Annotated in this window: 15 protein-coding genes; 4 read left to right on the top strand and 11 right to left on the bottom strand. The window is 59.0% G+C overall.

Features of this window, described 5'->3' with window-relative positions:
* Positions 1 to 814: 814 nt before the first annotated feature.
* On the bottom strand, positions 815 to 2107 hold the full coding sequence (gene tyrS, locus ACTO3O_RS01990) for a tyrosine--tRNA ligase (RefSeq protein ID WP_297831115.1): 1293 nt from the start codon (positions 2105 to 2107) through the stop codon (positions 815 to 817).
* 14 nt (positions 2108 to 2121) lie between these two features.
* Here tyrS and ACTO3O_RS01995 point away from each other — a divergent pair, with 14 nt between their 5' ends.
* Complete coding sequence (locus ACTO3O_RS01995) at positions 2122 to 2364, top strand: hypothetical protein (RefSeq protein WP_297831119.1); 243 nt, start codon at positions 2122 to 2124, stop codon at positions 2362 to 2364.
* A gap of 747 nt (positions 2365 to 3111) precedes the next feature.
* Here the strand turns inward: ACTO3O_RS01995 and ACTO3O_RS02000 are convergent.
* The gene (locus tag ACTO3O_RS02000) at positions 3112 to 4311 is read right to left on the bottom strand and encodes a hypothetical protein (protein ID WP_297831122.1); all 1200 of its coding nucleotides are present in this window, start codon (positions 4309 to 4311) and stop codon (positions 3112 to 3114) included.
* A 331-nt stretch (positions 4312 to 4642) separates the two neighbouring features.
* Between ACTO3O_RS02000 and ACTO3O_RS02005 the strand changes: the two genes are divergently transcribed.
* Entirely contained in the window at positions 4643 to 7660 is a 3018-nt protein-coding gene (locus ACTO3O_RS02005; RefSeq protein WP_297831125.1) for a PEP/pyruvate-binding domain-containing protein, read from the top strand.
* Positions 7661 to 7674: 14 nt separating this feature from the next.
* Positions 7675 to 7926: a hypothetical protein gene (locus ACTO3O_RS02010; RefSeq protein ID WP_297831128.1), complete on the top strand. Its 252-nt coding sequence runs from the start codon at positions 7675 to 7677 to the stop codon at positions 7924 to 7926.
* An 827-nt stretch (positions 7927 to 8753) separates the two neighbouring features.
* On the opposite strand, the gene glgP is transcribed toward ACTO3O_RS02010, so the two are convergent.
* Entirely contained in the window at positions 8754 to 13031 is a 4278-nt protein-coding gene (gene glgP, locus ACTO3O_RS02015) for an alpha-glucan family phosphorylase (RefSeq protein WP_297831132.1), read from the bottom strand.
* A 115-nt stretch (positions 13032 to 13146) separates the two neighbouring features.
* On the bottom strand, positions 13147 to 13545 hold the full coding sequence (locus ACTO3O_RS02020; RefSeq protein ID WP_297623811.1) for a YraN family protein: 399 nt from the start codon (positions 13543 to 13545) through the stop codon (positions 13147 to 13149).
* 196 nt (positions 13546 to 13741) lie between these two features.
* Between ACTO3O_RS02020 and ACTO3O_RS02025 the strand changes: the two genes are divergently transcribed.
* The gene (locus ACTO3O_RS02025; protein ID WP_297831135.1) at positions 13742 to 13888 is read left to right on the top strand and encodes a hypothetical protein; all 147 of its coding nucleotides are present in this window, start codon (positions 13742 to 13744) and stop codon (positions 13886 to 13888) included.
* Positions 13889 to 15142: 1254 nt separating this feature from the next.
* Here ACTO3O_RS02025 and ACTO3O_RS02030 read toward each other — a convergent pair.
* From ACTO3O_RS02030 to ACTO3O_RS02060, 7 genes are all read right to left on the bottom strand, one after another.
* Entirely contained in the window at positions 15143 to 15661 is a 519-nt protein-coding gene (locus ACTO3O_RS02030) for a hypothetical protein (RefSeq protein WP_297830827.1), read from the bottom strand.
* A gap of 144 nt (positions 15662 to 15805) precedes the next feature.
* Positions 15806 to 16786, bottom strand: coding sequence for a DUF4435 domain-containing protein (locus ACTO3O_RS02035; RefSeq protein WP_297830829.1), 981 nt, complete (start codon positions 16784 to 16786; stop codon positions 15806 to 15808).
* 42 nt (positions 16787 to 16828) lie between these two features.
* Positions 16829 to 18682, bottom strand: a complete 1854-nt coding sequence (locus ACTO3O_RS02040; protein WP_297830831.1) for a bifunctional lysophospholipid acyltransferase family protein/GNAT family N-acetyltransferase — start codon at positions 18680 to 18682, stop codon at positions 16829 to 16831.
* Positions 18683 to 18740: 58 nt separating this feature from the next.
* A complete protein-coding gene (gene mnmG, locus ACTO3O_RS02045) occupies positions 18741 to 20624 on the bottom strand; it encodes a tRNA uridine-5-carboxymethylaminomethyl(34) synthesis enzyme MnmG (protein ID WP_482596394.1) in 1884 nt (627 codons plus the stop codon).
* Positions 20625 to 20916: 292 nt separating this feature from the next.
* Positions 20917 to 21366 (bottom strand): rRNA maturation RNase YbeY, encoded by a 450-nt coding sequence (gene ybeY / locus ACTO3O_RS02050; protein ID WP_297830835.1) that lies wholly within the window; start codon positions 21364 to 21366, stop codon positions 20917 to 20919.
* Between the two features lie 24 nt (positions 21367 to 21390).
* Entirely contained in the window at positions 21391 to 22596 is a 1206-nt protein-coding gene (locus tag ACTO3O_RS02055; protein WP_298080816.1) for a murein hydrolase activator EnvC family protein, read from the bottom strand.
* On the bottom strand, positions 22593 to 24311 hold the full coding sequence (locus tag ACTO3O_RS02060) for a tetratricopeptide repeat protein (protein WP_297830838.1): 1719 nt from the start codon (positions 24309 to 24311) through the stop codon (positions 22593 to 22595). The genes ACTO3O_RS02055 and ACTO3O_RS02060 overlap by 4 nt, the downstream gene beginning before the upstream one ends.
* Position 24312 lies beyond the last annotated feature (1 nt).

The following is a 24312-nucleotide window of genomic DNA, read 5'->3' on the forward strand; positions in this document are numbered from 1 at the left end:
CGGATCACCGCGGCCACGGTTTTCAGTGCGGTGCCTCTCGGAATAAACGGGGGCGCGTGCCCGTGGGGGCAAGAGGCTGGAGTTACCCTAATTGCGTTTTGAGTGCATCCCTGCGGTTCGTAGAACCGCCGCGGGCCGGAGCCACCCCAGGCGTAGGCCTGCAACGTCGCAGAACTCGTTTCCGGCCACGCTGGCTCCGACCCTCAATATTCACTCTCGACTAAAGTGGGTCAGACGCCCGGGAGGAACGACAACTCTCGACGCGCAAGCGGCGTGTTACGGGCCGCCGTGGGCAGGCGTCCGGCCCGCGCGACCCAAAGGGTCGCAGAAGCACAACCAACAAGTTCAGCCTTGTCGCCCGAGCGGGTCGAAGACTGCGGGGCCCACAGCAACGTCAGTTGCGGGCCTCCGCTGCGGGAGGCTTCGGCCCGCGCGGCTCTACGAGCCGCAAAAGCACAGCAAACTGTTCAGCCCAAAGCTCGCCCCAGTTCTCTACCCCGTGTTCGCCTCACTGCGGCTCCGCTGTCGCTCCGCCGCATTGGCCCGCGGTGGGCAACTGGCAGCCTCTACCCAACCCTTTGTTCGCGCGCTGGCGGAAATCTTATTCAAACGCGAAACACGCGTTTGAATGATTTCCTACTTCAGCGATCGCGCGCGGTCGAGCTTTGCCCCGCCTCGAACTGTTCCTTTTGTGAACAAAAGGAACCGAAAAAAAACTTTAGAGCGCATCCCTCCGGGATGCTTTGGCCGGGTATACCCGCAAGTTCAAACAAACTTTGCTGCGGCAGCCTCACCGCCCTCCGATCAACCGTTTCTACTTGGCAATCAGGAGGAAATAATTCTTCTTCCCCTTCTGCACCAACAGAAACTTACCGGAAATAAGATCTTCAGTCGCCACCGGCTGTTCCGCATCCGTCACTTTAGTGCCGTTCAGCGAAATCCCGCCTCCCTGAACCAGCCGCCTCAGCTCGCCCTTGGAAGCAAATACCGACGCCTTTTCCGTGCAAAGCGCAGCAAACGGCACACCACTCGCAACAGCCAAATCCGCGGCTGAAATTTCGAACTGAGGCACCCCGTCGAACACCTCCAGAATCGTCCGCTCGTCCGCCGCCTTCAATGCCTCGGCACCCCCACCGAAGAGAATCGAGCTGGCAGTCACCGCCCGTTCATACTCTTCCCGCGAGTGGATCATCACGGTCAGCTCTTCGGCCAGCCGTTTCTGCAACTTCCGCAAGTGCGGCGCCTCGCGATGCTCCGCAATCAGATTCTCGACCGTCGCTTTGTCCAGCAGGGTGAATATCTTGATATACCGTTCCGCATCCTCGTCGCTCACATTGACCCAGAACTGGTAGAACTTATACGGCGACGTATATCGCGGATCGAGCCAGACATTACCGCTCTCGGTCTTGCCGAACTTCGTCCCGTCGGCCTTCTTGATGAGCGGGCAGGTCAGCGCGAAAGCCTCTCCGTTGGCTTTCCGCCGAATGAGTTCGGTACCGGTGGTGATATTCCCCCACTGATCCGATCCACCGAGTTGCAATTTGCAGTTTTTGGTTTCGTACAAGGTCAGAAAGTCGAATCCCTGCACGAGCTGGTAGGTAAATTCGGTGAACGACATCCCCTCTCCCTCGCCGTTGAACCGTTTCTTGACCGAGTCCTTGGCCATCATGTAGTTGACGGTGATGAGTTTCCCGATGTCGCGGATAAACCCGAGGAAGGTTTGGCCCTTCATCCAATCGTAGTTGTTCACCATTTCGGCCGCATTGGGCGCGTCGCTGTCGAAGTCGATCAGCTTGGAGAGCTGGGCTTTGATAGCGGTCTGATTGTGCCGCAAGGTCTCTTCGTCCAGCAGGTTACGTTCGAGCGACTTGCCGCTCGGGTCTCCGATCATACCGGTCGCTCCGCCGATCAGCGCCAGCGGTTTGTGGCCGCACCGTTGAAAGTGTTTGAGCATCATCACGCCCACGAGGTGGCCGATATGCAGCGAATCGGCTGTCGGGTCGAAGCCCAGATAAGCCGTGGTCATCTCTTTTTTGAGCTGTTCGACAGTTCCGGGCATCATATCGTGTATCATGCCGCGCCAGGTGAGTTCCTCGATAAAGTCCATCGGTTTTTGATTTTTTGTGCGTAAAGATAGCGTTTTTTCAGCCGTGTTGTGGCGGAATATTCGGGAAAGGCTCCGCCCCGGGTTACCGCATCCACGATGCGGGAGGGGCGATCGGAGTGGGTAACTACGGCTACAGTTGGTCGTCTGCGGTAAGCGGCATTAATGGGCGGCTTTTGTGGTTTCAAACACAAGGGCTCTCACCCAATCCGGCGGACGGTCGTGCCTATGGTCTTCAGTTGCGTTGCCTCTCGGAATAAACGGTGCCGCTCGGCACTCGAAGACTGGCCGCCTCGGCCCAAATGACCGACTGCCTCTACCCGAAAGCTACCTCAAGCGGCCACATCTACCCTACTTTTGAGTTGAATCCTGCGGTTCGAAGAACCGCACGGGCCGGACGCCTCCCCTCGGGAGGCCCGCAAACTCACGATGTTCGTTGCGTTCCGCCCGGGCGTCCAACCCGCCCCAAAGCACAGCCAATGCTCTGCCCCAATTCTGTCGGGTGCGGGCTGCGGCGTCCGGCCCGGGCATCGAAGATACCCCGCCGCAAGCCCGGCGGTTCTACGAACCGCAAAAGCACGACCAACAGCTCAGCCCAACGCGGCGCGAAAACCGGCTACGGTTTTCGCGCCTGAAGAACAGGCACGGCCTAAAGCTCGCCCCAAAGCACTGCTCCGTGTCCGCCTCACTGCGGCTCCGCTTTCGCTCCGCCGCGTTTTCGCACGGCTTGCGCGATTCATTCTATTTCGGCTCACCGCCGAAATAGTTGAATCGCTCCTTTAGGCGGCGGCGCGCGATCCTGTCATTGCCCCGGCTAGAACTGTTCCTTTTGTGAACAAAAGGAACCGAAAAAGCTTTAGACGGATGTTTACGCATCCTCCAGCTGTCGACGGCCCAACTCTTTGTTCGCGCGCGGGCCAAAAGGTAAAGACAACTCTAACAAAACACCCAACGGGCGCACCACCGGGACGAAAGCGATACACAGCATCGCTTAATCAACTCGCCCCCTACCCCTTCGCCCGCCCCAGTTTCGGAGCACGTTCGAACGGTTTGTCCCGATCGAACAGGTAACGGTAAGTCACATGTCGTTTACACTTCGCCGCCCGTACATAGCTCTCGACCATACGCATCATCAACGGGTTGAAATCACCAATCCAGGCAAGCTCCAGCGAGCTGTACCGCTCCGGATTCCGCTCGACATACTGTTCGAACCGCCGGATCATCCCCGCCTCAACCCCTCGCCCCTGAAACTCGGCCGCCACGCCGAACACCACACCGAACAACCGCCCCTTCCGGCGTCGTACCTTAAGCCGCCAAAGCAACCGGAGTTTGTTCCACAACCCGAAACGCCCGTGAAAATCCTGAATCAGCACATTCAGGTCGGGCACGATCACGAAAAAGCCGATCGCCTGCTCCTTGTAGAAAGCGAAATAGAGCACCTCGGGATCCACAATCGGCGCCATCGCCCTGACCATCTCCAACGCATGCTCGAAATCCATCGGTTTCACCCCCGAAAACTGAGCCCAACCGCTGTTATAAACCGTCATGAAGTCCCGCGCCACCTTCTTTTTATCGCTCATATCGACCGCTTCGAACCGATAGTCCGGATTGGCGAACAACCGTTCGGCCTTCCGGTACAACGCCTCGGGCATGACATTCACCGTCAACTCCCGCAGATAGGTATGCTGGTCGAAATAGTTCCGGAAACCGTAGGTCTCGAACAACCGCGCATAGTAAGGCGGGTTGTAGTTCATCCCGTACAGCGGCAGGGTAAAGCCTTCGACCAGCACCCCCCACCACTTCAGCCGGTCTCCGAAGTTGGTCGAACCGTCCATCGCCTCCATCCCGCGCTCGGCCAGCCATTCGCGAGCCGCATCGAACAGCACGTTCGCGGCCTCCTGGTCATCAATGCACTCGAAAAAGCCGCATCCGCCGGTCGGCTGGGCCTCTTCGGCACTCTGTTCGCGGTTGTAAAACGCAGCGATCCGCCCTACGATCCGCCCCTCCTTGCTGCTATCGTGCAAGGTCCAACGCACGGCCTCTCCGCCCTCGAACAAGGGATTCTTCGCCGGATCGAATACTTCGGCGATATCGGGCTCCAGGGGCTCGACCCACATGGGGTCGGCACGATAGATAACCCGGGCCATCCGAATGAATTCACGCGATTCTCTCGCACTTTTCACCTCCCGCAATACATAATTCCCCATATTTAACTAATTTTAACTATTAAACTTTCTTTTGTTGCACCTTATCGGGAGGGTACTGTTCTCTTTGTGAACAAAGAGAACCAGAAAAACTTTCAAGGATGCTTCGCATCCTAAAGCTGCCGGCGGCCCAACTCTCGGACTCTTCTTTGGGCCGGGAGTTGTAGCGCGCGTAATGCGAGCTAAACCTTTGGCGCGCTACAACCCCGACCCAAAAGCAATCGCAAAGACTGAGGACTGCGGAGCCTAAGGAGTAGCGTAGCTAGCATAAAAGTTTTTGGTGCCGCTTTTTACAAAAAGCGGCAGTTCCGTCCAGATAGGAGCAGAAAAATGAATGATTACAGACAAAAATAGGGATAAAATGGGGAAGTACAGCGAGAAATTTTTCGTAGACATTGACTTTCATAACCTTATGCGCCAGCGGATTACCCGGATTCTTCTGGTGTGCAGCTCCTACGACCAGTTCACCCTCGAAGAAGACGGCCATATCGACGCCCAAATCGTTCGGGAATACAGCGACCTGAACCTGAGCAATCCACCCGCCTTCATCCGCGTCAGCTCCGGACTCGAAGCCCTCGAAAAGCTGCGGAACGGCGAGACCTTCGACCTCATTATCACCATGTTCAACATCGGCGAGATGGACGTTTTCACCCTCTCGCGGAAAGTGCGGGAGCTGCGGCCCGGAATCCCCTTCATCCTGATGAGCTCCTTCTCGCGCGAAGTCGCCCGGCGCGTGATGGAAGCCGACACCACCGCCATCGACTACATGTTCAGCTGGCAGGGCAACGCCGACCTGATCCTCGCCATCATCAAGATGCTCGAAGACCGGATGAACGCCCGCGAAGACATCCTCGGAATCGGCGTGCAGGCCATTCTGCTCGTTGAAGACAACGTCCGGTTCTACTCCGCCTACCTGCCCGACCTCTACCGCACCGTCATCCGCCAGACCAACGAATTCGTCCGCGAAGCCCTCAACGAACAGCAACGCATCCTGCGCAAACGCGCCCGCCCCAAGATTCTCTTCGCCCGCTCCTACGACGAAGCCGTCGAACACTACGAACGCTACAAAGACCACCTGCTGGGGATCATCTCCGACGTCTCGTTCCGGCGCAGCGACGACCGGCCCGAACCCGACCCGCACGCCGGCGTCAAACTCTGCCGACTGGTGCTCGCCGACCGTCCCACCATGCCCGTAGTGCTGCAATCCACCAGCCTCGAACACCGTCGCGACGCCGCCGAACTGGGGGCCGACTTCATCTACAAACGCTCGCCCGACCTGTTGGGCGAACTGGCCGACTTCATCGACCGGCGGATGGCCTTCGGCGACTTCGTCTTCTACGACCCCCTGACCGGCGACGAGATCGCCCGGGCGCGCGACCTGGGCGAGATGCAGAACGCGCTGGAACGGATTCCGACCGACGTGATGACCTACTACACGGCCCAGAACATGCTCTCGAAATGGCTCTACGCCCGGGGTATCTTCTCGCTGGCCCACATGCTGCGGGCGATGACCAACAGCATGTTCGAGACACCGGACGAGATGCGCGAGTTCACCCTCCGGGCCATCAAAGGCTACCGTCGGCAGATGGGCCAGGGCGTCGTGGCCGAGTTCGACCCGGCCACCTACAACCAGTTCATCAGCTTCGCCCGCAGCGGCAACGGCTCGCTGGGCGGCAAGGCCCGCGGGCTGGCCTTTATCGGCAATATGCTCGAAACCTACAAACTCTACGACAAATGGGAGGGGGTGCGGGTGACCATTCCGCGGACGCTGGTGCTGGCTACCGACCATTTCGACCGCTTTATCCGCGAAAACGGGTTGCAATCCTTGCAGGGAGCGGATCTGGACGACGCGGAGATCCTCTCCGAGTTTTCCGGCTCCCGGCTGCCGGACAAGGTGGTCGAAGACCTTCGGGTATTTCTGCGGAACGTGAAGCGGCCGCTGGCCGTGCGGTCGAGCTCTAAACTGGAGGACTCGCACTTCCAGCCCTTCGCGGGGATATACTCCACCTACATGGTGCCGCGCGTGGCCAACGAGGATCAGATGATCCGCATGTTGGGCAAGGCGATCAAGGGGGTCTACGCCTCGGTCTACTACCGGGCGAGCCGGGCTTACATCGAGGCGAGTTCGAACAGCCTGGCCGACGAGAAGATGGGGGTGGTGATTCAGGAGATTTGCGGGACGGAGGACGAGGGGTACTACTTTCCGACCCTGTCGGGGGTGGCGCGCTCGCTCAACTTCTACCCGATCGGCGACGAACGGCCGGAGGACGGGATCGCCAACATCGCGCTGGGGCTGGGCAAATTAGTGGTCGAGGGTGGGATTACGCTGCGTTTTTCACCGGCCTATCCGAAACGCGTGCTGCAACTCTCGACGCCGGAGCTGATGTTGCGCGACACGCAACGGGTGATGTACGCCCTGTCGCTCGATCCGTCGCGGCTGCGGACGTCGACGGACGACGCGGTGAATCTGGTGCGGTTCGAGATTCCGAAGGCGGCCCATTTCCGCAATATGAAGTACGTGGCCTCGACGTGGGACGCACTGAACCAGTCGGTGAGCGACTCGCCGAACGAGCCGGGGCGCAAGCTGATCACGTTCGCGCATATCCTGAAGTACGACACATTCCCGCTGGCCGAGATTCTGCGGGAGCTGCTGCGGATCGGGGCGGAGGAGATGAAGTCGCCGGTGGAGATCGAGTTTGCGGTCAACATGGACGTGCCGTACGGAAACGAGAAGATATTCAACTTCCTGCAAATCCGCCCGATTGCGGAGGCGACGCAGCGCGACCGGCTGGAGTGGTCGTCGCCGGAGGGACGGTCGGAGGGGGCTATTCTCTATGCGGAGTCGGCTTTGGGGCTGGGAAAGATCGAGGGGTTGCGGGACATCATCTATGTCAAGCCGGGGCGGTTCGAGCGTTCGGAGACGCCGCAAATGGCGGAGGAGATCGACGCGCTGAACACGGCGATGAAGCGGGAGGGGCTGAACTATGTGCTGGTGGGACCGGGGCGCTGGGGTTCGAGCGACCCTTGGCTGGGGATTCCGGTGAAGTGGCCGCAGATTTCGGAGGCGCGGGTCATCGCAGAGTGCGGTCTGGAGGATTTCCGGGTCGATCCGTCGCAGGGGACGCACTTTTTCCAAAATCTGACGTCGTTCGGGGTGGGTTATCTGACGCTCAACCCGGCGATCGGAGACGGGGTGTTCGACGCCGGGGCCTTAGAGGCGCTGCCGTGCACGGCGGAAACGGCGCATTTCCGGCGAGTGAGCGTACCGGAGGATCTGTTCGTCTTCGTGGACGGGCGCAACAACCGGGGCATCGTCCGCCTGGCTCGGGAGGCTGCGGAGGCCGATGATTAAGGTCTTCTTTCTCGTTGTGTACAGCGGCGAAAACGTCCGATCCTGCTTTCGAGGGCCGATCGTCCCCGCCCCGGGCTACCGCGACGCGGGCGGGGTACTTCAATGCTCCGGGCAGACTGAGCAGTGTCGGTAACAACGGGTTCGGCTGGTCTTCCGCGACGAGCGGTATCTACGGCTTACATTTGAGTTTCTACGTGACGTGGCTCGACCCGAAGGATATACTACATCGCGGCCACGGTCTTCAGTTGCGTTGCCTCTCGGAATAAACGGGGGTGCGTGCCCGTGGGGGCAAGAGGCTGGAGTTACCCTAATTGCGTTTTGAGTGCATCCCTGCGGTTCGTAAAACCGCCTGGGGTGGCGGCGGACTGCGCGGCTCAAAGAGCCGCAACTACAACGCCCCATTCGCCGCTCAAATCTTGCAGGTTCGTCCTCGGCGCGCCCCCTACGCGCCGCTAATGCGTCGCCCTCGCCGAGGACGGCGATTCCTCTCGGAATCGCGCTATTCGCTCTCGCCCCAAATTCCAGCCCAAAGCAAAGCTCAGTTCTCCGCTCCGTATCAGCCTCACTGCGGCTCCGCTATCGCTCCGCCGCAATTGCCGTCGCCCGCGGCAATTCTGCCTAAGTTGGCCAAGTGCCAACTGGCAGAATATGCCCTTTACGCGAGCGGGCGACGGATGTTTTTACGCAAAGTCGAGTTTGTCCGCGCGCCTGGGGAAATCTTGTCAAAACGCGCCAGCGCATTTTGACGATTTCCTTCTAAAGCGTGGCGCGCGTCTGTCCGATAGGAGGGTACTGCGCTCGGGCCGCGCGGGCCCCACGTCCCGTGGACGGGCGAAACTGCGTTTCGCTATGGCAGCCTCTATCCACTCCTCGTCCATTTCTTTGCTGCGCGCGAGCAACTCCACCTAAATCGAACCTCGCCCGAATGCTTATGCACTGAGATATAAAACAGCGCTCTCTTCCGATCCGAAGATCGAAAGAGAGCGCTGAATCATTCGTAACGCCACGCGACCTGTTCCGAACGAAGCCGCCGCGAATCAAGCCGAGACGCGCTCCACCCGGACAAAACCCGGTCGCCGGACTACCGCGAAGCCTATACCCACTTCACCAGCGCGAAATCCATCCGGTGCGGCAACTTCGGATTACGAGCGAACACCCGAATCGCCACATCATACGAACCCGCATTCTCCGGCGCCGAGCTCAGTTTATAGGTCACCACGCTCCCCTCGACCGCCGTCCGTTCGAATTCGAAGGTGTTTTTAATCGAAATCTTATTGTGATCCTGTCCCTCGGTAATCTGGTCCGCGATAAGCAATTCTACGCCCACATCTTCCGGCAAAAGGCCGTCGACATCCACCCGCACCTCCAGGTTGTAAGATTCGCCCAATTTAATCGCCGTATGGCCCACGTCGAACTGTTTGAAGTCGAGCACTCGCACTTTGTCCCAATCGCGACTCACGCGCCGTTTCCAGGCCGCGATTTCGCGCGCTTCGGCGAAGTTGTCGGCAATCATCCGTTCGTGCCGGGCGAAGAGCTTCGCATAGTAGCGGTCTTCGTAGTCCTGCATCATCCGGTTGGTGGTGAACTGCGAAGCCACCTCAGCCACGCATTTCTTGATGGCCGCCACCCAGCCCACCGGCAGGTTGCTTTCGTTCCGGTTGTAGTAGAGCGGTGCGATCTGCTCTTCGATCGTCGCATAGATCAGCTCGGCATCCATTTCGTCCTGATAGCGCGGATCGTCGAAGGTCTTTTCCATAGGCAGCATCCACCCGGCCCCCTCTTTGTACCCTTCGACCCACCAGCCGTCGAGCACCGAGAAATGAAGCACGCCGTTCATCACGGCCTTTTCGCCGCTCGTCCCCGAAGCCTCCAGCGGCCGCGTCGGGGTATTCATCCACACGTCCACCCCCTGCACCATCCGCCGGGCGAGTTCCATGTCGTAGTTCTGGAGGAAAATCACCTTGCCCAGGAACTGCGGCATTTTCGAGACTTCAACGATCTTTTTGATAAGATCCTGTCCCGCTTTGTCCGCCGGGTGAGCCTTTCCGGCAAAGACGAACTGTACGGGCCGCGTCGGGTTGTTCACGATCCGCTCCAACCGTTCGAGGTTGGTGAAGAGCAGGTGCGCCCGTTTGTAGGTAGCGAACCGTCGCGCGAAACCGATGGTCAGCACGTCGTTCTTCAGCGACTCCTGAATCTGGACAATCTGGCGCGGCGAGTCGAACCGGAACTGGATCGGGTCGGCCACGCGGCTCCGGATCTTCTTCATCAAGCGTTCCTTCAGGAAGAGACGGATGTCCCACAGCACCCGGTCGTCGATCTGGTAGACTTTATCCCAGTTCTGCTTGGAGTAGTCCCCGTTGCGGAACGATTCGCCGAAAGCGCTGTAATACAAATCCTTGAGTTTCGTCGCCGCCCAGGTCGGGAAGTGCACCCCGTTGGTCACATAGCCGATATGGAGCTCGCAAGGCAAGTACCCCGGCCAGATGTCTTTCAGAATCTCTTTGCTCACCTCGCCGTGCAGCCAGCTCACCCCATTGACCTCCTGCGACATGTTGGAGGCGAGGACGCTCATCGAGAATTTCTCGTTCGGGTCGTTCGGATTGGTCTTCCCGAGGTTGATGAACTGCTCCCAAGTGATCTTGAGGCGGTCGGGATAGTGCGACATGTACTGCCGGATCATATCTTCCGGGAAAGCGTCATGCCCGGCCGGCACAGGCGTGTGCGTCGTGAACAAGGAGGAGGAGCGCACGCATTCCAGCGCTTCCGAGAAGCTCAGGTCGTGCCGTTCGATCAGGTCGTGCACCCGTTCGAGCCCGATAAAGGCCGCGTGCCCTTCGTTGCAATGATAGACATCGCCCTCGATCCCCAAGGTGTTGAGCAGGCGAATCCCGCCGATCCCCAGCAGGAGCTCCTGTTTGAGCCGGTTGTCCCAGTCGCCGCCATAGAGGTGGTGGGTAATCGACCGGTCTTCCGGCAGATTGAGGTCGTGGTCGGTGTCCATCAGGTAGAGCTCCGTCCGCCCCACGTCGCACCGCCATATTCTGGCAATGACTTTCCGCCCCGGGAAATTGACGGTCACGGTTTTCCAGTTCCCCTCGGCATCGCGCACGGGAGTGATCGGCAGGTTGAAGAAGTCCTGCGGTTCGTAGCTGGCCTCCTGATCCCCGGCTGCCGAGAGCCGCTGGGTGAAGTAGCCGTACCGGTACAAGAGCCCCACCCCGGTCATCGGCACGTTCTTGTCGCTCGACTCCTTGAGGTAGTCGCCGGCCAGAATACCGAGACCGCCGGAGTAGATTTTCAGTGTATGGTGCAGACCGTACTCCATGGAGAAGTAAGCGATTTTCGGTCTGGCATCTTGCGGTTTAGCCGCCATATAGGCCTGGAAATCGGCGTAAACGGCATCCATCCGTCCGAGGAACTCCTGGTTTTCGGCCAGCTCGCGCAAGCGGGGCAAGTTGAGCCGGGCGATCAGGTCGATCGGGTTGCGGTCGACTTTGTTCCAGAGCTCCGGGTCGATCGATTCGAAGAGTCGCCGGGCAGGGTCGTTCCACGACCACCAGAGGTTCTTGGTCAGCACTTCGAGCGGGTGCAACCGTTCGGGCACCGAACTTTCGACCATCATGCGGGTCCAATTGGGCCGGCTGTCCACCACCAGTTGGTGGCGCATATAACTGATTTGTTCATGGGTGGCACCCCCGTCGGTTTGCGGTCGGGTGTCCCGTTCTGCTGCGTTTTGCAGCGCGGCGTCGTAAAGCTCCATATAATGCGTGTAAAGATTCGACCAAAGTGCCGTCCCGGCAATCTCTCGTGCCGAGGAGCGGTGTTCGTTCATTTCGCCGTCGCCCATCGCGGCGTAGTTTCTCAAGGTGGCGGCAATGGCGTTCATCACTTCGCCGCCGTTGGCGTCGTCGCGGTGAATAACGGTCACTCCTTTATGCCCGTTGGCCGCATACTGCCGCACCCACAGGCCGAAACCGGCCAGATCGGTGGTCACCGTCGGCACCGAGAAGGCGATGCTCTCCAGCGGGGTATATCCCCACGGTTCGTAATAAGAGGGGAAGACGGTCACATCCGTCCCCACGAGCAGTTCGTAGTAGGTTTTGTTGAAAATCCCGTCGTCGCCGTTCAGATAGCACGGCACGAAAACGGTGTGCACCCGATTCCCCCGCCCCAGCAATCCCCGCGCCCGCAGGTGGTTGACGACGGGGTCGTTGTCCGGGTCGCCCAGGTAGTGGGTGGCGTTCAACGCTCCGGCATGATCCACCCCGGCGTCCCGATGTCCCGCCAACACGCCCTGCAAATCCTTCCGTGCACCGTGGTTCCAGCCGGGAACCAGGATGTAGGCCAGAATATCCCGAGGCAGGGTGTCGTCGTTATTGAGTTCGCCGAGCGAGTCGATGAATTCGTCGATCCCTTTGTTCTTGAACTCGTACCGGCCGCCGATCGAGACGATGAGCGGATCGTTTTGCAGTTCGATTCCCAAGGTCGCCCGGGCCACGCGGATCAAGGCGTCGCGCCCCTCCCGCCGTTTGGCCTGGGCTTCGGCCCCCTCCCACACGAATCCGTTCTCGAACCCATTCGGGGTAACGGTGGTCACGTCGGTATCGAGCAGGGCCCGACATTCGTGTGCGGTAATGGCGCTGACGGTCGAAAAACCGTCGACCTGATGCGCTCCGACCTTCTCGATGGAGTGTTTGGCCACTACGCCGAACCGCCGGGCCATCTCGTCGCCGTTGTAGGTGTCGAGCCCGCTGTACAGCGGCAGCCCGTTCCCGGCGATGGCCCGCCCGGTCACGGTGGCATGGGTGGTAAAGACGGTCGCCACTTCCGGCATGGCTTTCCGCAGGTACAAAGCTCCCGAAACGGTTTGCCACTCGTGGAAATGGGCCACCGCCCGCTGCCGCGGCCCGAACCGATAGTTCAGAAAACTTTCGATGGCTTTCCCGGCCACGTAGCCGAAGAGGACGGGTTCGACGTAGTCCCACTGTCCGGTGATGGAATCGACCTGATAGTCTTCCCACAATGAAGCGAGCAGCTGATCTTTGCGATTGATGATCACCGAGAAATTGACGAGCACGGCGATCGGGTTCCCTTTGACGTTCTTCCAGCGCCCGACGCGGACGCGGAGTCCCTCTTCCCGAGCCATCCTCCGCCAGTCGCGGAACAGGTCAGGGTCTTCCTGAAATTCGGCGTTATTGCCTTCACTGGTCAGGTCGGGCCCGATGACGATATAGCGGTCGTCGCCGAATTGTTCGATGGCGGTCAGGGCTTTGGTTCCCACCACGGTGTGGATGCCGCCGACTTTGTTGCAGACTTCCCAGCTGACTTCGAAAAGCAGGTCGGGTTTCTGTCGTTGATGTTCACTCATAGGATTTCGGTCGTTGATTGCCTTTGCGATCGTTGTCCGATGCGTATTTCCGACATACGCAACGTGCCAAAGATAGTGTTTTTAGTCATTCTGACAAAAATGCGCTACGGGCGGTTCAACGCACGATATTCGGGTAATAGCGGATTTCCGGCCGGGTGCCGGGATGTTCGGAAAGGATAACGGCGGCGATGTCGATCTGTATCTCGTCCACGATGCCGGAACAGGCCAGATAGCGTTCGGCTGCGGCGGCGATGCGGCGTGCTTTGGCGGGGGTAACGGCGGTCTCGGGTGCGAAGTCGACGTACTGACAGCGGTCTCCGGTACGGGTTTTGACTTCGATGAAGTGGTAGCGGCGGTCTGCCGACCGGGCGATCAGGTCGATATCGGTGGCTCCTCTTCCTGCGCGAGGATCGCGCCATCGCCGTTCGAGAATCTCCCATCCGCAGGCGATCAGGTAGTCGGCTACGAGGTTTTCTCCGGCGATTCCGGTGTCGAGGTGCGAGGTGTCTGCCATTCGAGGGGGGCGGATTAGATCCCGGTGTTTTTAGTTTTTTTGAAAGAGGGGTGGTCCGGAATAAGAAGAGGTGCTGCTTGGGGTAAAGCGACTGGTTCGTGGGGTAATTCAGGGTAAGGCAGCCGGGGGCAGAGACGCCGATCCGAGTGCCGAGCGGCCCGCCCCGGGCTTCCGCGAGAGGGACAATGGCGGACTGGTGGATGTCGGCAACCACGGCTATTGCTGGTCGGCTTCGGTGAGCAGCATCTACGGTCGATTCTTGTGGTTCGGCACGCAGGGTCTAGGTTCCTGCCACGCGCACGGTCGCGCCTACGGTCTTCAGTTGCGTTGCCTCTTGGAATAAACGCGCCCACAGGGTGTTTTGATGGCTGTGTCTACCCATTTGTGCTTCTGCGGCTTTGAGCCGCGCGGGCCGAAGCCTCCCGCAGCGGAGGCCCGCAACTGACGTTGCTTTTGGGCCCCGCAGGCTTCGACCCGACAAAGCAATGCCCTGATTCTTCCGGGTTCGCAACAGTTCAGCCCAATCCACAGCTCTAAACTCGCCTCAATTCTGTCGGGTTCGGCCTGTCGCCCATCCCCCCGAGGCGCTCCGCGCCTGGGCGACGAGGCCGGCGACCTAAAGGTCGCAAAAGCAACGCATCATTCAACCGCCCCTATTCTGCGAGGTTCGTCCTCGCCCTATTTGCAGATGTTCGCCGCCAGCGGTGAATGCAACGAGCCCCGTCGAGTTGCAGTCCGCCGCGTGGGGTGGCGGCGAACTGCGCGACCTAAAGGTCGCACAAGCACAGCCTTTTTACACTATAAGGTCATCCTCAGCGCGCCCCCCCCACGCGCCGCTCTCGCCGAGGACGGCGATTCTGCGAATCGCGCTACTCGCTCTCGGCCCAAATTCCAGCCCAAAGCGCGCCCCAAAACTCGCTCCAGTTCTCCGCCCCGTGTCAGCCTCACTGCGGCTCCGCTATCGCTCCGCCGCTGCCGTCGCCCGCTGGGATTTCATCTCGATTTTGCTCACCGCAAAACGAGTGAAATCCCTTTTTAAGCGGACGGGCGACGGAGTTTTCGCGCGGGTCGAGTTTTTTCGCGCGCCTGCGCGATTCATCTATATTCGGCTCACCGCCGAAATAGTTGAATCGCTCCTTTAGGCGGCGGTGCGCGGGTCGAGCTTTGTCCCGCCTTTGCCCAATCCTTTGTTCGCGCGCCTTAGGGAAATCTTGTCAAAACGCACTGGCGCATTTTGACGATTTCCCTCTTAAGGCGTGGCGCGCGGCTTTGGCTACAGGAGGGTACTGCCCTTACGCCGGGCGGGCGCACCCTTCGGGTGTTTTACTGACCGCCTCTACCCAACAACTAATGGCAGCCTCTACCCCCGTTCTTTGTCCGCGCCGCTGGAGGAAATCTTATTCAAACGCGTGTTTCGCGTTTGAATAAGATTTCCTTCTCCAGCAGTCGCGCGCGGTTGAGCTTTGTCCCGCCTGAAACTGCCCTGCGCGGGCAGCGTCCGGGTGACCCCGGCGGGACGGGTGAAACTACGTTTCACTATGACAACCTCGCCCTAAATAACAACCGCCTCTACCCCAACTCACACACAGCAGCCCCGTCACTTCACATGCCACGAACCGCGCGCCTTGACGAACGTCCGCTTGTCCTTGTACTCCCGCCCCTGCTGGAAACCTTTACAAAGCCCGAAAGGCGTGATATCCCGTTCCTCGAACGTAAAAGCACACTCCACAATCCCCTCCTCCGAGAGCGTGCGGAACTCGTCGATCCGCACCGGAGCCATCCGACACACCGGCACATACGCCTCCCGCTCCGTGGAACGCCCCCCGTCCACCATCGCACGAGCCTTTTCCGACAACCGCACATCGATCACCGTCCGCCAGGTGTTCCGATCCGCCACCGCCACCTCCGCCAGACCCGCATCGATCAACGGCCCGTAATGCTTCCGAATATACCCCTTCGAATCCTTGTGATTGTCGCCCGTCAGCACCACCTCGCCGACCCGCATCGGCACATAATACGGCATACGGAACTCCGCCTGTGCCGCAATCTGCTCCAGCGCCCCCTCCGCCGTCAGTTCACTCGAACACGAAACGAGCCCTCCCCAACAAACGGCCAAAACCAAAAACCTTCGGACACCCCGTCCTACGAATCGATTAAATCCCTTGAATACAAACATTTAAACTCCTTTCCGCGTTCGTTCTTCCCCGCTCCGTACCCCGCACCCGGTTCACAAGATAACTATTTTCCAATTAAACGCTGCTCAACTCTCCAGGATTCGGACAATATCCTCGCGCAATTTGACGAACAACGGACAAGTCCGATACCCTGTATTGCTCTTCAGCAGTTCGTCCACGTCCGAGAGCACGTTGTTGTACGAACTCAACTCGTTATTCAGCGGCAACCCCTGCCGCGAACTGCCCAGAATCTGCCCCACCGCCATCTTCCGCAAAGCATTGCAGACCGTTCCCACCAGCGTGGCCACCACATTGTCCAACAGCGTATGCCCCTGCATATAGAAATGCGTCTCTTCCGGCACCACCCCCCGGCTTCGGAGGTAGGTGTCGAACTCTTCGACCTCGGCCACCCGCTGCTTGTGTTTAGAACGCAACACGCGGAGCCGTTTTTCGACCTGTTTCTCCAGCCACTCCAACGTGTCCTCGCCGTTATCTTCGACATTCACGAAGTTGATTTTCACCGCATTCCGAAAATCGGCCAGCGTAAAAATCGTCGGTCGATCCACTCGCGCCGCATAGGCATACCACAGGAAAATGGGATAGATAATCCGCGAATATTCGGCCATGAACTCCTCAAACTCGAAGATATGAGTATCTCGCTTCGTCGCCCGCACGCACACGGAGTGCAGCGACGGCGGATAACAGAGGTAGTTTTCAATGGCGTAGGTATAAGTTTGCAGCAGATACGGCGTCTGGTTCACCTGTTTCGACCGTTCGCAGAGTTCTCCGAAGAGGTAGTCGAAATCGGAATCGACACAGAGAATCAGGTGTTTACCCGCCTGTGGAATGAATTGCATCACGACCTTTTTCCCTTTGGCCAGATCGCTTCGGGCGGGAGTCGAAATTTCGAACCTGCGATCGGGGGTTTCGAATTCGTCGAAAATAGCCCGCCAAAAAGGGATATCGTCATACCCCTCGACATAGACCATGACGCGATTCCGCTTATGCAGCAGCGACGAGGCCGCCAGATACTCGGACGTGATATTTTGTACTAATCTTCTTCCCATAATGTTCCACGTGAAACATCTATTTTCGTTCGAATCGGCCGCCTACAACTGCGCATTACCCGCCGCCCGGAAACGGTCGTAGACCTTCTCGCCCGGAAACTCGCGAGCCACCATATCCACCTTGTCTTTCGGCACGTCGCACAAGTCCAGAATCAACATCGCATCCAGCGCATCGCCCAACAACGGATCCACATTGAACCCCATCACCCGCCCCCCGAGCTGAAGGTACTTCTTCATCAACACCGGCATCCCCTGCCCCGTCGGTTCGACATCTCGAATCAGCTTGTCGATCTCCTCGTCCGACCGAATCCCCCGGATCAGAGCCGCCTCGACCACCGGTCGACCCAACGCCCGCACCCCGTTCCGAGGCACGACGTACTTCGCCAGCTCCGCATTCCAGTGGTTCGCCCGAATATAGTCGACCAACAGCCACTTCGCCGCCATCGAATACCCCCCAGACATCCCCACCGGCCCCATCAGGTAACGATACGAAGCATTCCGCATCAAGACCTGCAAAATCCCGCGCCACAACAGCAGCAACGTCTGCGACCGCCGCTGATACTCCTGTACGACGAACGAACGCCCCAGCTCGATCGACTGCCGCAGGACATCCTGCAAGTGATGCGAAAACTCGAACGACCGGTAGGTATAAAAACCCTCGAATCCCCGTCTGTCCAGCAGCACGTCGCCGAATCCGATGCGATAAGCCCCCGTAATCGCCCGGTGTTCCGCGTCCCAGACAAAAAGATGCAGGTACAGTTCGTCATGCGCATCGCCCTCTGCCGGTCGCAAAGCCTCTTCGTCCGCCTTGCGCGAATCGGCCTCGCGCAGCCGGACAATCTCGCGCATCGTCAGCGGAATATCTTCCGCCGAAGCGCAGAACAGACACATATCTCCTACCCGAATCAGCATACATCGTGCCGCAATTCGATCGAGTTCGACCCCCAACTCCGTCGGATCCGCCCCGGCAAACTCCTCTCGTGCCGTTTTCGGCATCCGCCCTCCCCGCCTCTTCCGCCGCATTTTGAGCCGCGCCAAGGCCTCTCGCCGACGTTCTTCCTCCAACTCCTCGTGCATCGCCGCCTCGTCCACCAGCACCGATCGCAGGCAATAGACATTCGCCCGCAGAAAATCGCCCACGACCGCCAAATCGCCCATCTCGCGCAGTCGCCGGGCCGGAATGCCCGAACCGAAAACCACCGCCACCGAACGTCCCCGTTTATTGGTCAGCTCCAGCGGCAGCCGCATCGTCTGCAACATCGGATGGACTTTCCCCAGAATATGGAAAATCAAGCTATTATGTCCCTCTATATAGGCCGGAAAAACCGGCACTCCCGCCTGACGGACGAATTTGATCATCGACGGCGCCCACGGTTTGTCCTCCACCTTTTTGAATCCTTTTTGGAAGGTAGACACTTTTCCCGCGGGAAAAATCACCAATGGCGCCCCGCCGCGCAGGTGTTCGACCGCCCGTCGCACCTGCGAAAAATTCCGCCCCTTTTTCGCATCGAACGGGTCGATCGGCAGGAAAAAATCCCGCAACGCATCGATCCGACTCAACAGGAAATTTCCGAGAAACTTAACATCGGGCCTCACATGCGCCACCAGAGCCATCAATAACAACCCGTCCAACGCGCCATACGGATGGTTCGCCACAAGAATGAAAGGCCCCTTTTTCGGAATCAGGTTCAATCGCTGCCCGTCCGCCTCGATCGTCACCCCGAGCCGCACGAGAATCTCCTGAGCGAATTCCACCCCCGTTTTGTCCGACGCTGCACCGTACAGTTCGTTGATTTTATTGATACCCAGCATCGACCGGGCGATCTTGACGATCACCTTATTGAGCACTGTGGTATAGGGTATTCCGAGGTCGGAATTTTCCACCAATTTCTTCATATCCCGATCATTTTCAAATTTTTAAGCAGGCGGGCGTTCCACGTGGAACACCCCATTCCTACCGCCCGAAATAGACGAGCAGCACGTTGATATCCGCCGGCGAGACGCCGGGAATGCGCGAAGCCTGCGCAATGGTCAAAGGCCGTATCCGGGTCAGCTTCTGGCGCGCCTCGATCGACACGGAACCCAGCGCATTGAAGTCGAAATCGGCCGGAATCCGAATCCCTTCGAGCCGTTTCATCTTCTCGGCCACCATCCGCTCCCGTTCGATATACCCGGCGTATTTGACGCCGATCTCCACCGCCTGCTCCGTCTCCCGCTCCGCTCCGATCTCCCGCAGGCAGGCGCCGAGAGCCGGCGAAGCCCCGGCTAATCCCGACAGCGTAACTCCCGTCCGCAACAACAACTCGGCGAGCCGTTTCCGCTGCGTAATCGGCGACTCGCCGACCGAAGCCAGATAGCCGTTTATCTCCTCCGGCGCCACCGTCGTCTCATTCAGATAAGCCGCCACAGCCTCGATCCGTCTTTCAGAGGCCTCGAAAGCCTCCCATCGCTCGTCCGAAACCAGCCCGACTTTCCGCCCCAACGGGGTCAAACGCCGGTCGGCATTATCCTGCCGCAACAGAATCCGATACTCCGCCCGGCTGGTGAACATCCGATAAGGCTCGTCCACCCCTTTGGTCACCAGATCGTCGATCAAGACCCCGATATAGGCCTCATCGCGCCCCAGTACGAACGGCTCCTCGCCCCGCAAAGCGAGCACGGCATTGATCCCCGCCATAAGCCCCTGCGCCGCCGCCTCTTCGTAGCCTGTCGTACCGTTGATCTGACCGGCGAAATACAAACCCGCCACCCGTTTGGTTTCGAGCGTATGCCGCAATTGAGTCGGCGGAAAGTAGTCGTATTCAATGGCATACCCCGGCCGATAAATCTGCACATGCTCCAGCCCCTCGATCCTGCGCAACGCCTCGACCTGCACCTCCCACGGCAAGGAGGAGGAGAAGCCGTTCAAATAGTATTCATTCGTCGTCCGCCCTTCCGGCTCCAAAAAGAGCTGATGCTGCTCCTTATCCGCAAACGTCCGCAATTTGTCCTCGATACTGGGACAATACCGTGGCCCGCGGCCGCGAATCACCCCTGTGAAGAGCGGCGAACGGTCGAAACCGGAACGCAGCACCTCGTGCACCTCCGATGAGGTATATACCAGATAACAAGGCAATTGCCGCTCCTTTTCGATCGGCCGCACGGAGGGCAGAAAGGAGAATTTCTCCGGTTCCGCATCGCCGTACTGCACCTCGATCCGGTCGAAGTCGATGGTTCTCGCATCGAGCCTCGCCGGCGTCCCGGTCTTCATCCGATCCGCCTCGAAACCCAGACACTGCAACTGCTCCGTCAGCCCGTAGCTGGACATATCCGCCGCCCGTCCTCCCGCCGCCTGTGCCGTTCCGACGTGCATCAGGCCGTTGAGAAACGTCCCGTTCGTCAGGATCACTGCCCGTGCCCTAAACCGGACTCCGAGCTGGGTAACCACTCCCTCTACTCTACCCCCATCCTCCGAAACGAGCAGCTCCGTCACACTGTCCTGCCACATGTAGAGCCCCTCCGTTCCGTCCAGCACTCTGCGCCACTCCTGCGAGAAGGCATATTTGTCGCACTGCGCCCGCGGACTCCACATCGCTGCTCCCTTCGAGCGGTTCAGCATCCGGAACTGGAGCGTCGTTTTGTCCGTCACCACCCCGATCTGCCCCCCGAGCGCATCGATTTCACGCACGATCTGCCCCTTGGCCACTCCTCCGACCGCCGGATTGCAGGACATCTGGGCCACTTTCCCCATATCCATCGTCACGAGCAGCGTCTGCGCTCCCATCCGGGCCGCCGCCACTGCTGCTTCGCATCCCGCATGCCCGGCTCCCACCACAATAATATCGTATTCGAATCGCATATCTTCTTCCTTAACTAAAACCTACTTTAATTTATATACATCCGTTCTTGGGCAACGGGAGGGTACTGTTCTTTTTGGCTGCGCCTTGGGTTGGGCTAGATTTTCGGCGGGCGCGCTTGGATGATATGCCCTATATTAAGCGCGCCTCGCCTGAAAACACAGCCCAACGCACAAGTCGGAGAGAACCCGTGGTCGTCCCATGGGGACGACCTCTGCAAAAGTCTTTTGGGTACCTTTTCTTCAGAAAAGGTACGGTTCCATCTGGCACAAAGAAAACAGTATATATATAAATTTAAGAGTGTTTTACATGAATTAGCAAATCATCGGGTCGTTTATTCAGATAATGGTTTTCGCGTTCGCGCATTTTGGCCGCATCGGTTTCGGTTTTATCCTTATATCCCGCCAAGTGCATGATTCCGTGGATGATAACCCGCAATAGTTCCACGTGGAACACCACCCCGAACTGCTCCGCATTGGCCCGCACCGTATCGACACTGATAAAGAGGTCGCCCGATAAGACCGAATCCGCCGTGTAGTCGAACGTGATGATATCCGTGTAGTAATCGTGCTGCAAATAACGCCGGTTCATCTCCAGGAGATAAGCGTCGCTGCAAAAAATCACGTGGATATCTCCCGTTCGAAACCCCTCCTCCGCCACCGCCGCCCGCACCCAGGCAGCCACCGCACGTTTGTGTCCCGCGATGTCGAACGTCGTATCTTCCGAATGAAACGCAATGGCCATAATAATTCGGTCTTTGTGATGAAATTATCGTTTCAGCCAACTCTCCGGGTTCAGATTATCGCTCTCTTTCCAGAGTTCGAAGTGGATCGTCGCCTGCTGGTCAACCGGCGCTTTGGCCACCGTCCCGATCGCCGTCCCTTCGATCACCCGTTCGCCTTCGCGCACGAAGACGGAATCCAGGTTGGCATAAATCGTCAAATAAGAGCCGTGCCGCACCATGACCGACATCCCGAGTCCCGGAAAAAAGAAGACCTTCCGCACCTCTCCCTCGAAAACGCACTGCACCTGGCTCCCCGCCCGAGCCGCCAGGTTGATCCCTTTATTATTGACCTTCACCCCCTTCTGATCCGGATGGTCGTGCACCCCGTACCGCCCCACCATCACACCGTCCACCGGTCGGATCAAAGCCCCTTTCCGAGCCTCGAAACGCCGGGTCAGAGCCGAATCGTCGCTTTTGGCCTGCGTCGAACCCGTTCCTTTTTTCACATTCGCCGCACTACTCTTTTTCCTCACCTCCTTCTCCACCTCCTGTTGCAACCGACGCTCCAACTCCGCTACCTGTCTCCGCCGTTTATCCGCTTCGGCGAGCAGCTCTTTCTCTTTTCCTTTCAGCGCACTCTGCGTACGCTTCAACTGACCGCGCTCCTCCTCCAGCCGAACCAGCTCGGCCGCATGCTGCTGCCTCAATCCGTCGAGCCGACTTTTCCGTTCGTCCAGCGCCGTCGCCTCGCTCTTCAGCCGCGCCGCCAAAGTCTGCAACTCGACCGCCTTTCGCTCCATATCGGCGCTGATTCGTTTAACATAATAAAGTCTCCGTGCAGCGTCTGAAAAGTCGTGCGCCGAGAAGACGAACGAAAGAAAGCTGTTATGGCGATAATTCTTATATGCGATTCGGATAAGTGCTGAGTATCTGTCTTTTAAGAGATCGTACCGTTTTTGGAGTTCGACGAGTTGCCGCGCCTTGAGGCTCAAGTCTCCGGAAAGGGTTCCCATTTCGGTTTCGATGCCCTGAACGATCGACTGCCGGTTTTCCAATTTGGTTCCGATCAACTTCAGGTTGTCGAGCGTCACCCCTTGCTCTTTCCGGGTATCTCCGACCAGCCGGTTGATGCGTGCGATCTCGGCCTCGGCCCGCCGGATCCGATCCTTCACGTCGTCGCCCCTCCCCGACCCCGGAACCAGGAGCAACACGACCGCAGCTATGGAAAAGAGTCGCCCTTTCATGGTCATTTTTTCCCGTTTTCAGCCGCCTCCAGCCGTTTGAGCCGCTCTTCGATCTTCCGCCCGTCAGCCCCTGCCTCCAAAGCCCGCTGCCAATAGGTTTTGGCCATAAAATACTCGTTCAGCGCAAACAGGATATCGCCGTAATGCAGGAAAAGCTCCGCACTCCCCTCCGCATCCATCACCAACGCCTGCCGCATCAGCTCCCTGGCCTCCTCATACCGCCCGAGCCGATAGAGCACCCACGCCTTCGTATCGAGAATCGTAGCGCTCTGCGGCGTCAATTCATTGGCCCGGGTCGCCATCCGCAGAGCTCGCTCCAGCTCCTTCCCCTCTTCGCTCAGGTAATAGGCGAAGTTGTTCAGCAACATCGCCCGGTCGGGGGCCAATTTCAAGGCCCGTTCGTAATATTTGTAAGCCTCCTTGTTGTTTCCGCGCAAGTGGGCCATATCGCCGCAGAAACTCAACGCTTCGCTCGTAATCGAGTCGTTGGTCGAATAACCGATCACCTCGCGCGCCGCTTCGATCGCTCCGAGCGTATCGCTCCGCTGGAAACAAACCGCCAACCGCGTCATCCCCAACTCCGGATCGTTCGGAAAACGAGCCTGTGCATCAGCCAGATAACGATCCACCGTATCCGCCAACCCACGATGCTGGGCCACAGCGATCGCCAATTGGTAGAGCGAAGCGGAAGCATCCCCCTCTCCGATCCACTGCGCCAGATGCTCCAGTGCCGTCTCCGCCTGTCCCCCGTAGATGAGGTGTCGAGCATAAAAATCGCGCGCCAGCTCCTCCTTCGGTGCCGACCAGAACACCGCGTCCGCCAACCGCGCCATATAGACGAAATAACGCCTGTAAAGCTCCGGCGACCGCCCCAGATAGGTGCCGAAATAGTCCACTTTGGCCTGCAACGGGAACGCGGGATGGGCGAAAGCGGGTATCAACGCCTCCGGAAACTCCGGCCACTGGTCTTTGATCCGGTAGTACTCCGCCAGCGCAATCCGCGGCCCCACGCTCGTCGAGTCGATCGCGATCGCCCGCCGATAGTTCTCCAACGCCACGCTGTCGCGCCGCAGCGCAGCCGCCAACTCGGCCAGCTGGATCCGGAAAGCGCTCTCGTCCGGCAGCTCCTCGCACACCCGGGCCATATAGTCGTACGCCTCGGCATAGCGTTCCGCGCGAATCAAAGCCTGCCGCTTCATTTCGATCGTCCGGGGCTGCCATCCGCTGCGCGCCTGCAACGTATCCAGCAGGACGATCGCCTCGCCCGGCATTCCCCGCTCCAGCTTCAAGGCAGCGAGCATCGAAAGGGTCTCCAGATTCGAAGAATCCTGCCGAAAAAGCTCCGTAAACAAGCCGTCCGCCCCCGCATAGTCGCCCGAAAGGGCCAGCAACCGGGCATAATTATCGGCGTATTCCACACACTCCGGATCGATCTCGTAAGCCCGCCGTCCATAGCGCAACGCCGTCTCCTGTTCGCCGATCATCCGGGCGATTCCCGACAGCCGATAGTACGAGGCGGCATGTTCCGGCACCTCGCGCAGAGCCGCTTCGTAACACTGCGCCGCTTCGCGCAACGTCCCGAGATTCTGGCGCTTGACCCCCTCCAGATAGAGCCTCGACGCCTCTTCCAGCCGCCCAGTCCCATGCTCGCGCCCGGCCCCCGAAGCGACGCCGGCAACCATCGCCAAAAGGGCGACCAACAGGTATTTTCTCCTTCTCATG

This window comes from Rikenella sp. (assembly GCF_056799795.1).

Coding starts and splice junctions, on each gene's coding strand:
- ybeY (WP_297830835.1), bottom strand. CDS start 21,366: ATGGCCATTGCGTTTCATTCGGAAGATACGACGTTCGACATCGCGGGA.
- mnmG (WP_482596394.1), bottom strand. CDS start 20,624: ATGCGATTCGAATACGATATTATTGTGGTGGGAGCCGGGCATGCGGGA.
- tyrS (WP_297831115.1), bottom strand. CDS start 2,107: ATGGACTTTATCGAGGAACTCACCTGGCGCGGCATGATACACGATATG.
- ACTO3O_RS02020 (WP_297623811.1), bottom strand. CDS start 13,545: ATGGCAGACACCTCGCACCTCGACACCGGAATCGCCGGAGAAAACCTC.
- ACTO3O_RS02055 (WP_298080816.1), bottom strand. CDS start 22,596: ATGACCATGAAAGGGCGACTCTTTTCCATAGCTGCGGTCGTGTTGCTC.
- ACTO3O_RS02005 (WP_297831125.1), top strand. CDS start 4,643: ATGATTACAGACAAAAATAGGGATAAAATGGGGAAGTACAGCGAGAAA.
- glgP (WP_297831132.1), bottom strand. CDS start 13,031: ATGAGTGAACATCAACGACAGAAACCCGACCTGCTTTTCGAAGTCAGC.
- ACTO3O_RS02060 (WP_297830838.1), bottom strand. CDS start 24,311: ATGAGAAGGAGAAAATACCTGTTGGTCGCCCTTTTGGCGATGGTTGCC.
- ACTO3O_RS02000 (WP_297831122.1), bottom strand. CDS start 4,311: ATGGGGAATTATGTATTGCGGGAGGTGAAAAGTGCGAGAGAATCGCGT.
- ACTO3O_RS02035 (WP_297830829.1), bottom strand. CDS start 16,786: ATGGGAAGAAGATTAGTACAAAATATCACGTCCGAGTATCTGGCGGCC.
- ACTO3O_RS02040 (WP_297830831.1), bottom strand. CDS start 18,682: ATGAAGAAATTGGTGGAAAATTCCGACCTCGGAATACCCTATACCACA.